Source organism: Hungatella effluvii (assembly GCF_003201875.1).
In the GTDB taxonomy this organism is placed as follows: Bacteria; Bacillota; Clostridia; order Lachnospirales; family Lachnospiraceae; genus Hungatella; species Hungatella effluvii.
This window is the reverse complement of record NZ_QJKD01000002.1, coordinates 304450-320011: the sequence shown is the minus strand read 5'-3', so window position 1 is coordinate 320011 and position 15562 is coordinate 304450. Positions and strand designations below refer to the sequence as shown.

The 15562-nt window shown below is 50.3% G+C and carries 15 protein-coding genes; 2 read left to right on the top strand and 13 right to left on the bottom strand.

Annotated elements, in window-relative coordinates; translation table 11 throughout:
• Window positions 1-12: 12 nt before the first annotated feature.
• The 3 genes from DFR60_RS04600 to DFR60_RS04590 are packed head-to-tail and all read right to left on the bottom strand — an operon-like array spanning window position 13 to window position 4009.
• Window positions 13-1653 carry a response regulator transcription factor gene (locus DFR60_RS04600; RefSeq protein WP_110321858.1) on the bottom strand — a complete coding sequence of 547 codons (1641 nt, stop codon included), beginning with the start codon at window positions 1651-1653 and terminating at the stop codon, window positions 13-15.
• Window positions 1628-3460 carry a cache domain-containing sensor histidine kinase gene (locus DFR60_RS04595; protein WP_110322062.1) on the bottom strand — a complete coding sequence of 611 codons (1833 nt, stop codon included), beginning with the start codon at window positions 3458-3460 and terminating at the stop codon, window positions 1628-1630. Before DFR60_RS04595 ends, DFR60_RS04600 begins: the two co-directional genes overlap by 26 nt.
• A gap of 12 nt (window positions 3461-3472) precedes the next feature.
• A complete protein-coding gene (locus DFR60_RS04590) occupies window positions 3473-4009 on the bottom strand; it encodes an HD domain-containing protein (RefSeq protein WP_110321857.1) in 537 nt (178 codons plus the stop codon).
• A 163-nt stretch (window positions 4010-4172) separates the two neighbouring features.
• Here DFR60_RS04590 and DFR60_RS04585 point away from each other — a divergent pair, with 163 nt between their 5' ends.
• On the top strand, window positions 4173-4940 hold the full coding sequence (locus tag DFR60_RS04585) for a hypothetical protein (protein WP_110321856.1): 768 nt from the start codon (window positions 4173-4175) through the stop codon (window positions 4938-4940).
• Window positions 4941-5043: 103 nt separating this feature from the next.
• Here DFR60_RS04585 and DFR60_RS04580 read toward each other — a convergent pair whose 3' ends face one another.
• Window positions 5044-5289, bottom strand: coding sequence for a LexA family protein (locus DFR60_RS04580; protein WP_002604828.1), 246 nt, complete (start codon window positions 5287-5289; stop codon window positions 5044-5046).
• Window positions 5290-5518: 229 nt separating this feature from the next.
• On the opposite strand from DFR60_RS04580, the gene DFR60_RS04575 reads away from it, so the two are divergent.
• The gene (locus tag DFR60_RS04575; protein ID WP_110321854.1) at window positions 5519-6454 is read left to right on the top strand and encodes a LysR family transcriptional regulator; all 936 of its coding nucleotides are present in this window, start codon (window positions 5519-5521) and stop codon (window positions 6452-6454) included.
• A 6-nt stretch (window positions 6455-6460) separates the two neighbouring features.
• Here DFR60_RS04575 and metF read toward each other — a convergent pair whose 3' ends face one another.
• The 9 genes from metF to DFR60_RS04530 form a co-directional block, all read right to left on the bottom strand.
• Window positions 6461-7333: a methylenetetrahydrofolate reductase [NAD(P)H] gene (gene metF, locus DFR60_RS04570; RefSeq protein ID WP_110321853.1), complete on the bottom strand. Its 873-nt coding sequence runs from the start codon at window positions 7331-7333 to the stop codon at window positions 6461-6463.
• A 437-nt stretch (window positions 7334-7770) separates the two neighbouring features.
• The gene (locus DFR60_RS04565) at window positions 7771-8595 is read right to left on the bottom strand and encodes a sugar phosphate isomerase/epimerase family protein (protein WP_110321852.1); all 825 of its coding nucleotides are present in this window, start codon (window positions 8593-8595) and stop codon (window positions 7771-7773) included.
• A 58-nt stretch (window positions 8596-8653) separates the two neighbouring features.
• Entirely contained in the window at window positions 8654-9808 is a 1155-nt protein-coding gene (locus DFR60_RS04560; RefSeq protein ID WP_110321851.1) for a Gfo/Idh/MocA family protein, read from the bottom strand.
• Window positions 9809-9854: 46 nt separating this feature from the next.
• Window positions 9855-10925, bottom strand: coding sequence for a LacI family DNA-binding transcriptional regulator (locus DFR60_RS04555; protein WP_110321850.1), 1071 nt, complete (start codon window positions 10923-10925; stop codon window positions 9855-9857).
• A gap of 69 nt (window positions 10926-10994) precedes the next feature.
• The gene (locus DFR60_RS04550) at window positions 10995-12353 is read right to left on the bottom strand and encodes a GH1 family beta-glucosidase (RefSeq protein ID WP_110321849.1); all 1359 of its coding nucleotides are present in this window, start codon (window positions 12351-12353) and stop codon (window positions 10995-10997) included.
• Between the two features lie 4 nt (window positions 12354-12357).
• Window positions 12358-13080, bottom strand: a complete 723-nt coding sequence (locus DFR60_RS04545; protein ID WP_167437505.1) for an SDR family NAD(P)-dependent oxidoreductase — start codon at window positions 13078-13080, stop codon at window positions 12358-12360.
• A gap of 90 nt (window positions 13081-13170) precedes the next feature.
• Window positions 13171-14577 carry an extracellular solute-binding protein gene (locus DFR60_RS04540; protein WP_110321847.1) on the bottom strand — a complete coding sequence of 469 codons (1407 nt, stop codon included), beginning with the start codon at window positions 14575-14577 and terminating at the stop codon, window positions 13171-13173.
• A gap of 34 nt (window positions 14578-14611) precedes the next feature.
• Window positions 14612-15076 carry a VOC family protein gene (locus DFR60_RS04535; protein ID WP_110321846.1) on the bottom strand — a complete coding sequence of 155 codons (465 nt, stop codon included), beginning with the start codon at window positions 15074-15076 and terminating at the stop codon, window positions 14612-14614.
• A 16-nt stretch (window positions 15077-15092) separates the two neighbouring features.
• Window positions 15093-15548, bottom strand: coding sequence for a VOC family protein (locus DFR60_RS04530; protein WP_002604838.1), 456 nt, complete (start codon window positions 15546-15548; stop codon window positions 15093-15095).
• Between the last annotated feature and the right edge of the window lie 14 nt (window positions 15549-15562).

Sequence of the window (15562 nt, the reverse complement as noted above, 5' to 3'; positions counted from 1 at the left end):
TCTCATATCCTGCTATTTTTCTTTCATATTCTGCTCCATCAGGGATCTGCGGAACTCATTCGGTGACTGTCCCGTCCTTTTTTTATACTGGGCGCTGAAATAATTGGGGTTGGCAATACCGATTTGCTCTGCGATCTCATTGATTCTCAAATCCGTATTCTGCAAAAGCTCCCTCGCCTTCTCCATCCGTACCATGCCGACATATTCCATGAAGCTGATTCCCGTCTCTTCTTTAAATACGTGGGAAAAACGGCTCTCGCTCATTCCGGCCACCTCCCCAATCCTGACAATGGACAGTTCCTCCGACAAATGGTCACCGACATAGCTCTTGACCAGGGCGATCTCCCGTCTGCACGGCTTCCCCGTCATACTCTCATATTCCTTCCGATAGAGCGTGAGCAGCTCACGCACCGCGCATTCAATATCTCTATAACACGCATAGCCGCCAATGGCATCTTCCAGATTCGCCCCGTTTTCATCTCTGATGCTCTCTACGTCAATACCATATCTCGACAATCCCAGATTCAGCTTTTTATACGCCTTCATCAGTCGTCTTCGGATATCCTCCGGGCGCCAGCAGCCCTTGTCCTCGAAAAACAGCAGCAGTTTTTCCATATAATCTTCCATTCCATGGAAATCCCCGTTTAAGAGCAGCTGCTCCAGCGGGGCGGTCCGGTATTCCTCCGGAAGTACCATATCTTCATATTCCCGTACCGGTCCGGCGGCCAGTTCTCCTGTCTGCCGGAAAAACCGCTCTCCCAGAAGCTTTTTGTTCCGCTCTGCCGCTGCTTTCAGCTTCTCGATGCCGCACAGTTCTCCGCTTACGGCGCCGCTGATTCCTATTCCGTAATACTGCTTAATATATTTTACAAGCGTGCCGAATTTAAGCTCCAGTATCTCAAAAAATTCCTTCCAGTCCTGGGCCTCTCCCTGGTTTATCACCACCAGAAAGTCCTGATCCGGATCCAGAAACACCTCGGCCCGGCCGCCCCGGCCCAAAATTTCGGTGATGATATTTTCCATGGAGAACAGAAAGAGATCATTTTCCAGGAAATCGCCTCTTTTTCTCACGATCTCGAGACTGTCCGGCTGTATTGTCACAGCACAGTAGGGCCTGCGGAAATCGATCTTTAAGTGAATATCATCGAAGCCCTTCTGCACACCGTCGAGAAAGCCGTCTTTCTTCGTTAATGCCTGCTTGACAAGATTGTTTTTGATGGCATCCAGGTTCTTATAAACCACCTCGCTCGTATCGCTCCTCGGCTTCATCTCCTCCTCGTCCAGGTCCATACTGGCTTCATCCATAATCTTAAGCAGTTCATCTACATGAATTGTCAGTTTAAAAATGTAATCATAAGCCCCCAGCTTCATTGCTTTTCTTACATTTTCAAAATCATTGTAATTACTCAGAACGATAAACCGTATTCTTGGATAGTCCGCTGCACATTTGGCGATCAGGTCAAATCCATCCATAGGCTGCATTTTTAAATCCGTCAAAATAATATGCGGCTCATACTGCCGGATCTTTTTAAGCGCCTCTTCTCCATCTGAGGCATCCGCGACAATTGTATATCCATACTGTTCCCAGGATGTCATGGACTTTATGCCGATTCTCACCAGTACCTCATCATCCACAATCATGACCTTTTTCATCGTCTTCCCCCTCTATGACCGGCAGTGTAAATGTTACCGATGTTCCATGTGTCGCCACGCGCTCCAGTGTCAGTCCGTACTGCTCTCCAAAGGTGATGCGGATACAGGAGTCCACATTGGTCAGGCCAATCCCCGTCAGGCGGTCTCCCTTTCCGGCAGTCTGGCGAAACGTCTCAAACTGTTCAATCACCTCGTCTGATATTCCGATGCCGTCATCCTCCACGAACAGATAGAGGATCTGATCCTCCGTGTATCCGTATATCCGGATGGTGATCTGTTCCCGCTGTTTGTCATACCCGTGAATCAGCGCGTTTTCCACCACAGGCTGAAGAATAAATTTCATCATTCGAAGCTGTTTCATCTCATCTGGAATATCAATATCCAGACTGCAGTAGTCCTGATACCGGTAATTGTGAATGTATACAAAGTTACGAATATTGTCCAGCTCATCTTCCAGAGTCACCAGGCGGTCATCCCGGCTCATGCTGTAATTCAGCACGCTGGCCAGGGCGTCGATGCTTTCCACGATATTATGAGCGCCGCGTATCATCGCCATCCAACGGATTGTCGTCAGGGTATTAAACAGGAAATGCGGATTCAGCTGCGCCCTCAGCGATTCATATCGGTACTGCTCTTTGATCTTGTTTTCCTCCTGCAGGCGGGCGAACAGCTGCTTGATGTTGCCATCCAGACGGCAGAATGCCTGGTTTAAATGGCCGATCTCATCCTTCCGCTCCGTATCAATCCCGGAAATCTCGCTCTCGATCGTATAGTCTCCCATCTTTTTCGTCAGAACCACGATGGGCCTCACCAGAAGCCGTACCGCGGCGTAGGAGATAGCTGTTATCAGCACCAGCATGACTAAAATCACGGCATTGATCCGCTTCGTCACCATGCTGACCTCGCTCAGCACTTCCTGATACCCGGTAAAATGAAAGACCTTCATCTGCTGCCCGTTAAACACCCAGGGCCTCGGTATTGTATAAAAATTCAGCAGATACTCTGCTCCATTGGCGCTGCATCGTAAATTCCCGCTTTTTTTACCGGCGGTCTGCCGGTACAGCGCATCTAAATCGCTCTCACCAATCTTTCTCTCCTTGTCATTGTTCAGCAGAATCTGGCCGTCATCCACACATACGTAAGCGACATCATCCTCATAGGCATAGGTCATCATCATCTCGCTGAACCGGGACTGTTCCATGCTGAGTATCAGTGTGCCTGCCCGGTCCCCTGTCGTCCCGTCTTCCATCAGGGATCTAGCAAGTGATATGTACGTTTCTCCCTTATCCTTTTCCTCCGCAATATACGGCGGACTGAACATGGACCAAGTCACATGGCCCCACTGGTTCATACTCTCAGCAACCCAGTCCTGTTTCAAAAGAAATTCATAATTTCTGTAGTTTAGGCTCCAGTTGGAATAGACACGCCCATAGTTGTCAAACAGAATGACCTTTACATCCTCCATGCCGGCTCTTCCTCTGTAAATGCTGAGCTGATCCAGAAGCTGGTTAAAATAGACTACATTTTCGAATTCCGTTCTGTTTTCATCCCCTATACGTTCGATCAGTTCCTTATCAAATACGAAGACATCAGAAAGAGAGGCCAGTTCCTCCAGCCCCTCTGTAATATTGCGCTCTCCTCTCGATATATCCTGAATAATCCTTTCGCTCAGTTTTTCCTGAATAAAGTTCTCCATGTTGATCCGTATATACAGACATACGCCTGCGAACGGGATCACCACGCAGATCACAATCAACAAAAACATCTTAACCGAAAACTTTGATATTCCCCCAAACAGTCTTTTCATCCCCGCTACCACTCACTGGTTTCCAAACACCTTCCGGCAAAGTTCAAAATACTCCTGACACAGCGGATACCCGGCCAGTTCCCTGATCCGTTCCGCCACTCCGTTATAATACCAGGCATGCTCCGACTTCCTCTTTTCATTGAACCTGTCCCAGATTGCTTCGCCGATTACCATATGATCTCTGGCCGTGCACCGCAGGTTGCTTAACTTGTCCCCCAGAATCAGAATCTTGCTCTCCCTCGGCGCCGTATCCAGATGATCAAGGGTCGCTGCCTTGCGTTCCTTCCAGGACTTCGTCTTGTCCTCCGTCTCCGCCATCACGAGTGCCGCCACCCGCGGACCAAATAAAGCCTCCAGCTGCTGCTCCGATACTCCCGCATCCTCCACTACATCATGGAGAAGCGCCGCACAAATCAGTTCTTCGTCCTCCGACATCATGGAAACGATCACTGCCGTCTCCAGCGGATGGACGATATAAGGAACTCTGGTTCCTTTCCTGAAGGCCCCCTCATGGGCCTTCATCGCAAATGCTACGGCATCGTCAACCATATGGCATCTCCTTCTGGAGCTTGTCTGAAAATTCATTACCGCTCCAAGCTCTTTCTTAATATATTACCACAATTTATTACGATTTAACAGATCATCTTGTAAGAAACGCTTTTTTCTGTTATGCTAGGAAACGTAAAAAACATGAGGAGGAACCTTAATCAATATGAGTCCATATACCAACAATTCCAGGCAGAACCGAGGGAGAGGAGGCTCCAACCGGCACGATTCCGGACGGAGTGACTTTATGACGGTCCTCCTGTTTTATGTGCTTCCATTTATTGTCGTTAATTCCATTATCTTTATTCTCGTCACCGCGGCTCCGAAGGGTGATCTGACTATCGGTGAGGCCACCAATTTTACGACAACGACCATGGAATTAAAGATAAAATCACTGCTTCCCATCAAGGAGATGACTGTGACGCTGGACGGCAACGCGGTGGAGCTCACCAAAACTGCCTCCAAGACCTACACGGCGACACTCGGCTCCAACGGAACCGTAAAAGTGAGTTTAACAGCCTTTAACGGCATGAAAAATATATTTTCCGAACAGGTCAATGTCCTGGATGATACTCCGCCAAGCATAAAGGATTCCATCATCGAGGACGGCGTTCTTTCCTTCCGTCTGGAGGATACCCAGTCCGGAGTAAATTATGACACCGTATACGCTTACGATGATGACACGCCGGAGATTCTTCCGCTCTCGATCGACCGCAGTACCGGACTCATCACGTTCGATATGCAGAAGGAGAATCTGACTATCTGTGTAAAGGACTTAATCGGCAACGAAGCCCGTGTAACGATCACACCGCAGGGCGAGAATCTGGACCCGGAGGAAGCCGCTGCCCAGGCCAGCCAGGAAGCGGCCGAGGCCAGTGATGCGGCCGCCGGTGACAGCGCTGAGAACGACGCCAATCTGGAAACAGCAGAATAACAACATAACTGCCATACAAAAACCCGGGAGAGCATTTCAGCTGAATCCATCAGATGAAATGCTCTCCCGGGTTTTTGACTCCCCTCTCAGTTCTCATACAGTTTTAATGCTCACACTCCTCCACGACCTTAAATCCTACCAGCTTAATCGTCCGCGGTCCATGGCCGAGAATAATCCTCCCGATATCCTCCAGTTCCTCCAGATAAAGGCTGATCGTAGCCGTTGAGTTTTTTCCCACACCGTCGCAGATTTCGCGGATAGTGGGAGAATACAGATTTTCAGAAACAAAGTACACGATAAATTGATAAATTCTCTCCTGCAAGTCATAATCCCATCGTAAGCCTCTCAATTTTTCTCCTCCTGAATATAAAAACCTTGTTTCATCATACCATATTTTGGTAATTTCCAAAAATGGTAATTTTTTCCATAATTGAATTTTGTCGGAATTTCGGACCGCCGGGCGAATTCTGCGGTTTTGACGGGTCGAAATATCGCCCGAAAGGCCCATTTTTACGTTATTATTTGCACTTTTGGTAAAAATACAGTATATTATAGAAAAAAACTATGGGAGGTGTCCTATGACGATTCAGCAGCTGAAATACATCATAAAGATCGTGGAATGCGGGTCGATCACGGAGGCGGCGAGGCAGCTGTACATATCGCAGCCCAGCCTTTCCGCGGCTTTAAAAGAACTGGAATCAGAATTTGGTATTGAACTTTTCTACCGAACAGCGAAGGGGATATCCCTGACGGCCGAAGGCACGGAATTTTTATCGTATGCGCGCCAGGTCATTGAGCAGACGCAGCTTTTAGAGCAGCGCTATACGAACGGAAAGCCGGCGAAGCGGCTCTGCTCCGTATCCACGCAGCACTATGCATTTGCGGTCAACGCCTTTGTCAACTTAATTTCCCGGATCGATACGGATGAGTATGAATTTACTTTAAGGGAAACACGGACGTACGAGATCATAGAAGATGTGGCAAATTTCCGGAGTGAGGTGGGGATCCTCTACTTCAGCCAGTTTAATGAAAAGGTGCTGAAAAAGCTGCTGAAGGAGCATCATCTGGCCTTTGTGCCCCTGTTCGAGGCGGCTCCCCACGTGTTTATCAGTTCCGCCCATCCGCTCGCCAAACGGGAGGCGGTCACTCTCGATGACTTAGAGGACTATCCGTTTCTTGCATTTGAACAGGGAACCTATAATTCCTTTTATTTCTCAGAGGAGATCTTAAGCACCGCTCCGCATAAGAAGACTATTCACGTCAGCGACCGGGCGACTCTGTTTAACCTGCTGATCGGTCTGAACGGCTACACGATCTGCAGCGGAATACTAAACAGCAATCTAAATGGTGACAACATCGTGTCCGTACCGCTTCAAACGGATGAATGGATGCGGGTGGGCTATATTTGCAGCGATAAATTCCCTTTAAGCCCAATTTCACTTTCCTATATCAGCGAACTGAAGACGCTGATTCTGGAAGAAGGATTCACCATTCTGCCGGAGGCCGACCGGTAAGGTTACTTACGCGGCCAGCAGGCGGCAGACAGCCTCGTGAATCTTCGCCGCAACGTAAGGATTGTTCATGGTATAAAGGTGAATGCCGTCAACGCCCCGCGCTATCAGATCCACGATCTGATCCACCGCGTAGGCGATTCCGGCATCACGCATGGCCTCGGGATTATGCTCATACCGTTCCATAATCGCGGTAAATTTCGAAGGCAGGCTTACGCCGCAGAGGGATACCATACGCTCGATCTGCTTTTTGTTGGTGACCGGCATGATCCCCGCCTCCACCGGGACATGAATTCCCGCCAGAGAAGCGCGTTCCCGGAACCGGTAGAAACAGTCATTGTCAAAGAAGAGCTGTGTGATCAAATGATCGGCGCCTGCGTCCACCTTGGTCTTTAAGCTGCGGATATCGGTCAGGATGTTTTCCGATTCCGTATGACCTTCCGGATAGCAGGCTGCCAGCACATTAAAATCCTTGTACTCATCCTTTTCTTTTATAAAGGAGATCAGATCGCTGGCATGCTCAAAGTCGCCATCCGGGCGGCCGCCCTCTGGGATATCTCCGCGCAGAGCGAGAATATTGTCGATTCCCGCTTTCTTAAATCCGTCCAGCAGGCTGATTACATCGTCTCTCTTCAAACCGATGCATGGCAAATGCGCCACGCTCTCGATGCCGTATTCATTCTTAATCCTGGAGGCGATCTCCGTCGTCGCCTTACAGTTTTCACTGCCGCCCGCCCCGTATGTAACGCTGATAAAATCCGGATTCAGTTTTCTTAAACTGTCCAGTGTCTCGTATATCGTCTCGACCGGATTGGTTCTCTTCGGAGGAAAGACCTCGAAGGACAACACCGGTTTCTTTGCAAATATATCTGTTGTTTTCATTTCTCTATCTCCCTGCCGGTTCGGCCACATGCAAAGGGCAGCTGCCACTTTCGCATTTGGCGGCTCTGATTTTATGACCATAATCATAGCATAGATCGACAGCATAGGGAAATATAAATTTTGTATTGTATTATATAGGTATTTCCTATGGTTACAATTCACGGCCCCACCGCAGGCCCCTGCCGTCTGGCGCTGTCAGTTCACGCGCGCTTTTCTGTTCCGGTTTCGGGCATAAGCGGTTCTAAACGTGCAGGATTTTTCTAAAAGCCATGTGAAATCCCCAAACTCGCGTTGCTCAAACAAGTGGGGATTTCACATGAACAAAAAATTCTGCGCGCTAAGAACCGCTAAATCCCCTGCAAAGTCACAAAAAAACGCGCGTGAACTGACAGCGCCAGACGGCAGAGGCCCGCGGTGGGGCCATGAATTGTAACCTTCTATGGGATATCCTGACCGAAGCGCTTGACATACTTCAGGCTTTCTAAGTATTCCTCATCCCCTTTGAGGTGCTCAATGATAACCGGCATATCCGGATTGACGTGTTCTGCCAGCCTGATATAATTCCTTAAATCAAGCGTTCCGTCTCCGCAGGCCGTCTCCTTTAACTGGAAGGTAAATTCCTCCCGCAGGGATACGTCCTTAATATGGCAGCTTTTTATCCGGTCTCCCAGCATTGCAAAGCACTGCTCCATAAATTCATGATTGTTAAAATATTTATCCGGGCTTGTGATCCAGTTTGCCAGATCCATATGCACGGCAAACCGCTCCCGGTTCACCTCCTCCAGCAGCCGCAGATACTGCTCCGGACCGGCTGGTACCATCCAGGGCATTGGTTCCAGCGTATAATACGTCCGCTCCGGCATCGCCTCATCGATAATATTCTGAATGGATCGCACCGTCTTCTTCCAGTGCGCTTCTGTAAAATTCTCCTTGTAAGCCCCATCCCACCGGCTTCCCGCGCTTCCGGCTATATTGACGCAGCACGACGCGCCAATCCGGTCTGCCAGCTGAAGCTGCCGGACACAGCGGGTGAAAGCCTCACTCCGCACATCTTCATCCGGTGACAGCGGATTGGACCACGCCCCTACCTCAGCGATTGTAAGCCCTTCCTGCTCTGCGGCTTCGGCATACGCACCGGCAACCGCCTCTCCCGCCATATAATCCACAGGAAATACAACACAGCCGCAGCCGATGGCTTTCATATTGGCCGCCCACTCCTTTGGAGTCTCATGTTTCAGCGGCGACGCTAATCCCAGCTTCATATTCTATTCTCGCTTTCTGTTCTCACTTCTGCTCTTACACTCAGTTTTACGCTCTATTCTATCTGACTTCTCCCGCAGAGAGTCCCTCCCTCAGAGGCTCCGGCCTCCCGCAGGTTGTCTTCATATAATAGCACCCGCCGCTCTTCGCAGCTTCCATGATTCCATTTATGGCTTCCAACACGTGGCAGACCAGGTCCATTCCGGCTCTTGCAGGCCTGTTTTCGTTTATGGCCATCGCTAAATCCAGCGCCCCGGCTCCTCTTATATACTCCGCAGTTTCGGGATAGAGCCGTCTCAGTTCTTCTTCATCCGGGAAGCTGCGGTTTAACGGCTCCGCTGCGGCTTTACGGTCCGCCAGCACAGCCTCTTTCCTGATAACCTCCGGCATTCCCGACGTCATATTAGGATCCGGTGCAGACAGCGTCCCCTCTGTTCCATATATTTCAAACATCGGCAAATTAGATTTCCAGATATCGAAGCTGATGGTCAGATTGGCAATCAGCCCGCCGGAAAGCTTTAAAAGGGCCGTATAATAAGTGGGAGTCTCAACGGTAAGCTCTACGCCCGCCAAAGGCTGGCTGTATATTTTCCGCCTTTCAAATCCGGTTGCCGCCATAGCTCTGATCTCCGCAATGGGTCCAAACAAGGCCACGACAGCAGTTAAATAGTATGGTCCCATATCGTAAAGCGGCCCGGCCCCTTCCTGGTAAAACTGAGCCGGTGCCGGATGCCACGTTTCCACTCCGCAGGACATCATCGCCGCATTTAAATAGAGCGGCTGTCCTATGGCTCCCCGCTCCAGAAGCAGCCTGGTCCGCTGCAGCCCCGGTCCTAAAAATGTATCCGGAGCACCGCCGATCCGCACTCCCCGCTTCTCTGCCAGTTCCGTCAGCTCCCTCGCCTGCTCCCAGGTAAAGGCAAATGGCTTCTCGCAGAATAAATTCTTACCCGCCATCAGAATCCGGCGGTTTAATTCATAATGGAACTTAGGCGGCGTCAGATTGATAATCATGGAGACGTCCTTATTCTCAAGCAGATGGTCCGGGCCAGACCACGTTTCTATCCCAAACTCTCTGGCGCGCGCCTCAGCTTTCCCGGTATCCACGTCCGCACACGCCACGATTTCCAGAGGCCGGTACAGCTCCTGTATGTTCTTTATGTAGGTGCTGCTGATCACACCGCAGCCTAAAATACCTGTTTTCACTCTATCCATGAGTTCTATTTTCTCTTTCCCCCAAGCTTAAGAAATAGCGAGGGCTCTATAAGGCGAATTTACACCAGGTAGCGCTGGTGCTGTTTCTAACGATCAATTCCGCCCCCGATATCCGGATCACCCGGTACGGGCGTTCCGGATTCTCAATTCTCCACAGGATCGTCTCCGCAGCGCTCATCCCCAGTTCCTCCCGGTTTACACTCACCGTGGTCAAATCCGCGGCCAGAGATTCGCTCAGATTATCAAAACCGGCCACCGCCACCATCTCCGGCACCTTTACCCCCGCTGCGCGGAAATACCGCATTATCGAAATGGCCAGAACATCATTAAAACACACCATCGCCGTAGGGAAATTCTTCAAATGCGAAAGCCGTTCCTCTGCCTCAATTTTCTGTACAATCTCCTGAAACTCTCCGATAAAGAAGTCCTCCGATCCCACGTTTAAACCCGCGGCCGCCATCCCCCGCCGGTAGCCCTGCCAACGCTCCTTATTTGTCAGCTGACCGTTTATGGCTCCTGCATAACCGATTCTCGTATGTCCCAGATCCGCCAGATGGCCGATCAGCACCTTCATGGGTTCTTCGTTTACTCCCATGATGACATCGGAGAAAAGCCCTTCCGTCCACGCGTCTTCCACCGTATCCACAGCCACCACCGGAAGTCCGCACTCCCTGATCCGGCGGATATGGTGTTTTTTAAAATTACCCAGCTGAATGATTCCGCTGGCCGTCCTGGGATTAAAGTTAATCGGAAACTCGAAATCCGTGTCCTCCGACAGATCCAAAAAGCAGAGATTCAGATTATAGCCGCGTTTCGTCAGAGTCCTGACCATCCCGCTGATGACAGGCGCCCAGTAAGAGTCCGTTGTACAGTTTAAGTTTGAAAAAAGGCAAATCTGTTTTAAATCCGACATTATCACGTTTCCCTCCTGTTCCGAAGGGACTTCTGCCTCCTGCATCTGCCATTCAGAAATATGACGGTATCCGAGCTGTTTTGCCGTGCTCAAAATCAGGTTCCTCGTCTCCTCGCTGACTCCCGAGGCATAATTTAACGCCTTGGAAACAGTCAGTCTGGATATTTTCAAATAATCTGCAATATCTTGCTGTGTTGTCCTCATCTTCGTACCCCCTGGGTTCTGACAATCTCTTTTATCGTTACGGTACAAGCTGTGTACAGTAACCTTTTATCACAAATGATCGCCGTTGTCGGCTATTACGTCTCTGTACCAGTATCCGGAATCCTTGATAGTCCTCACCTGTGTCTTGTAATCGACATGAATGATTCCAAAACGCTCTGAGTAACCCTTCGACCATTCATAATTATCCATCAGGGACCACAAAAAATATCCCTCCACGGGAGTCCCCTCCTCCGCCGTTTTCTTTAAGCAGCGCAGATACCGCTGCAGAAAATCGATCCGGTTCGGATCATGGACCTTTCCATCCAGTGAAATACTGTCGTGAGCCGCCATTCCATTTTCTGAGATGTAAAATGGCTTCTGATATCTCTCATATAAAAACCTGGGACCCCAGTACAGACTCTCCGGCGTCACCGGCCATCCGATGGATGTGCGGGCATATCCCGGCTCACGCGGGACATAGCGGTATCCGCCGTTTCCATCCGCGCGCACCGCGCTCCCATTATAGATATTCTGACAGTAGAAATCGATCGGCTCAGAGATCACTTCCAAGTCCTTGGCCCCCATCTCCGGCATAATATCCCGGTACAGGCGAACCCCTTCCTCGGGGTATTTCCCAAAGAGAACAGGATCGCTCCACCAGGGAATATTCCACATAAAATTATCCGGGTCCGGACAGATATCAAAAGTTGCCTTTCTCGCAGCCTCCACATCCTCCGGTTCCTGCGTATACGGATAATGGGCACTGCACGTCGGCGCATACCCAATTTTAACATGCGGAGCCACTTTCCTCAATACTTTTGTGGCTTTTCCATGGGCAAGAAGCACATGATGAGCCATCTCCAGAACAGCCCTCCGGGACATGATATTTCCCGGGGCATGTTCGCCGGTCACGTGGCCCAGACCGATAAAACACTGAGGTTCATTAAACGTAATATAGTGTTTTACTTTATCGCCCAGGTACTCCGCCACGATCCGCGCATACTCTGCAAAATAATCCGTGATCGCAGGATTCTGCCAACCGCCGATCCGGTAAAGCCCGTAAGGCAGATCCCAGTGGAACAGCGTCACATACGGCTCAATTCCATTCTTAACGAGTTCGTCCACCAGGTTCTTATAAAAACGGAGACCTTCCTCATTCACCTCCCCGTATCCCTGCGGCAGAATCCTGCTCCAGGCCACGGAGAAGCGGTAGGCCTTTAACCCGAGCGCTTTCATAAGTGCCACGTCCTCCACGTAACGGTGATAGTGATCCGCCGCCACATCTCCCGTATGCCCGGAAAATGTCTTACCAGGAATGCGCGCAAATTCATCCCAGACGGTTAAACCTCTGCCGCCTTCCGTCACAGCCCCCTCTACCTGGTAGGAAGCCGTTGCCGCTCCCCACACAAATCCATCCTTAAATCCCATCCTGTCACTCCTTTCTTCTATCCGGATGCGGTCCCAGCATTGCTGTTCCACGATAATCCACATAGATTTCCCTGTTATCCGCAAGCGTTTCTCCTACCGCCAGACGATAGATACCCTCGGCCGACTCCGCCGCCTCAATCTGGCCGTTCTCCGCACCCATGGCCGTCTTCATACGCCCCGGGTGAACGGAAAAAACGCGGGTTGGTACACCCAGCCCGGCGGCTGTCTGCTTCAGTATAAAACCATACTGTGCTATTGCCGTCTTGCTCATACAGTAGGCCGCGTACTTCGGCCCCACTCCGTCAATCGAGACCACCTCAGAAGAAATATTAATCACGGTTCCTCCCCCGCTTTCCGCCAACAGGTCGAAAAAGCGGCTGCAAATATAGACAGGGCCTATGGTATTTACTTTAAAGGTCTTCTCCAGATCCTCATAGCGGTCCGTCAGAATCGTTCCCTCCCTGTTTAAGAGCACTCCAGCCACATTGATCAAGATATCCAGACGGTCCGTGTATTTCCCGACTGCCGCTCTCGCCGACTCAATACTGTCTTTATCCGAAACGTCCAGCAAGACGGGAATCAGCCGGGAATCGCCCTTCAGTTCTTCCAGCTCCATAAAATCTTCTGTCTGCAGCACACCTGCGAAAACCCGGTGTCCTTCGCTTAAAAATTTTCTGCATAACGCGGCGCCCAGCCCCATAAGCGCACCCGATACCAATACATCCATAGCTTCTACCTCCATCCGCGTACAAACGGGCCGCCGCACTGATTCAGTGCAGCAGCCCCGTTTTTCACCAGAGCGTATCTGTATATTGCTCTACTGCGTGTTCTGCAATTCCTTTTCCATTCTTCCCTGCAGATCCGTCAGCAGTGGCTCCGGATCCTTATCTTCATAAAGACACTTATCGCGGACGGAGATCAGCTCCTGGCCCATAACGCTTCGAATGCTGCACAGCGCCGGAGTATTGGAATGCTCGTTAAAGACCATATTCTTGATAACTGAATAGCGTTCGTCATTCTCCTTTACCAGAGTCAGCTCATCGATTACGTCTTTTCTGGTGGGGGTGCTGTACCATGTTTTGTTGTTGTCATCCGCAATATATGCATTGGCAATGTAATCAACAAACTGAACAGCCGCCTCGATATTCTTCGCCCCCTTTGGCACGCAGTACGTATTGACGCCCAGGACGGAACCGCCGTACAGTTCCGGATGGCTGTCGCTTACTACCATCGGCACTACCGTATAGTCCATATCCGGCACATACTGCTTGATTGCGTTGTTAAACCAGTTTCCATTCATCGTCATGGCCACTTTTCCTGTAAAGAACGCGTGATCCGGTGAGAATGCGCCTCCAAAACCGGAAGCGAAGGATTTAATCTTCTCCGGGTTATATTTTTCTGCATACTTTCTCTGCCAGTTCATCATCTCGACAAGGTCCGGATCGGTCAGGTTGATCTTCCCGTCCTCATAAATCTGAGCGCCAAAGTACCATGCCTGATTGTAAACGTCGGTCTCCGCGCCATCAATCCATGGGATAAAGCCCATTGTCGTGTAGTCGTCGCCTTCCTTCACCGTCATCTTATCCGCCCACTCATCCAGTTCCGATATGCTCTTCGGCGGCTTGCTCACGTCCAATCCGGCTGCAGCCGCTTTCTCATTATTAATGAAAAGCATCTGTGTGTCCGTCTCCATCGGCATGATGTACCATGCTCCATCGATATCCATCAGGCTCTGAACGCTGGGCTGGTAATCGTCTCTGGATCGGCCAAGCTTCTCCATAGCCGCGGACACATCCTCGAAGGCGCCCTGGGCCGCCATGGGATAGGTCAGAAGGTTCGGTGCACAGATGACGTCCGGTACATTGCCGGAGGCGATGGCCGCCATCAGCTTTCCGTTGGTAATTCCCGCATCCGGCGGCACATACGTAGCTTCTACTTTTATGCCCGGATTGTTCTTTTCAAATTCCTCGATACGCCATAGATCCCAGGTCTCCGAATCTCCCCCCCACGGATACCAGTATTTGATTACAACCTCTCCTTCCACCGGCGTCTGCGCTGCTTCCGATTTACTCTCCTCCACCTGTGCTCCCGCCTCCTTCGTGGTCTCACTCTGCGTGGTATCGCTCTTCGTGGTTTCATTCTTTGTGGCCGCCGTACCGCCGCATCCAGCCAGATTACACGCCACTGCCACTGTAAGAACCAGTGCTGCTCCTCTTTTTCTCATGAAATACTCCTCCTTTTATTTTTTATGATTCATTTCAGCCTTCCGGCTCATATTTCAAATTGAACAGGATTCCATACTTCTCCATGGACTCCGGAAGCAGATACTCGCCCCCCGGATATTTTCCATGGTGCCTGACCGGGCAGCCCCTGTCTTCGAAAAATGCAACGGCTTCCTCCAGATCATCGACCATGAAGCCCACGTGATGGAACACCACGTCCTTATCCCCCAGCGCTTCCTTCCAGGAGCTGTCGCATTCATCCGGTTCCATGATCTCCAGAAACAGCTGGCCCATATCAAATCCACATAGCCTGGCCTGCGTGTCGGAGGCGATTCCCCGGAATTTTGTCTGTGCCATCTCCACCGGCGGCATCGAATTGATCTCAGGCATGGGGACTCCGAACACTTCCGCGTACAGTGCCGCCGTCTTCTCAATATCCCTGGCGACAAGCCCTACCTGACAGCAGGTCTTAGGATTAATAATTCCTTTTAAGTTCTCCATCTCGTATCTCCTTCTCTTAAAAGCTTTCCAAAAGCTCAAATATCAATTTCAAATCTTTTCTTGCATCAATATAGGCGTACATTCCCGAACCATTTCCGTAATTGCCCTTTTGCATCAGCGGAAATCCTTTTTCACCCAGAGTCTTTATCTTACCCTCGGCATCTTTTACCTGGAAGGCAATGTGATGAAGTCCCTCCCCCTTTTCATTGAGAATATCCCGCCATGCGCTGGGCTTCTCATCCGGTTCAATAAGTTCGATCTGAACCGTTGGCGTATCGAAAAACATCATCTTGCAGGAGGCCGTGGAACGTTCCCCGTAAACTTCCGCCTTTACGATCTCATCAGGGCCGGAATCCGCAACCTCCGGCCTCTCGATTCCGAAGAAATCCGCAAAAGCCTGTCCTGTCTTCTCCACATCATTGACTACCAGTCCAATCTGACACACTACATTTGTTTCTATTACGCTTCCCATTTTTCTTCCTCTCT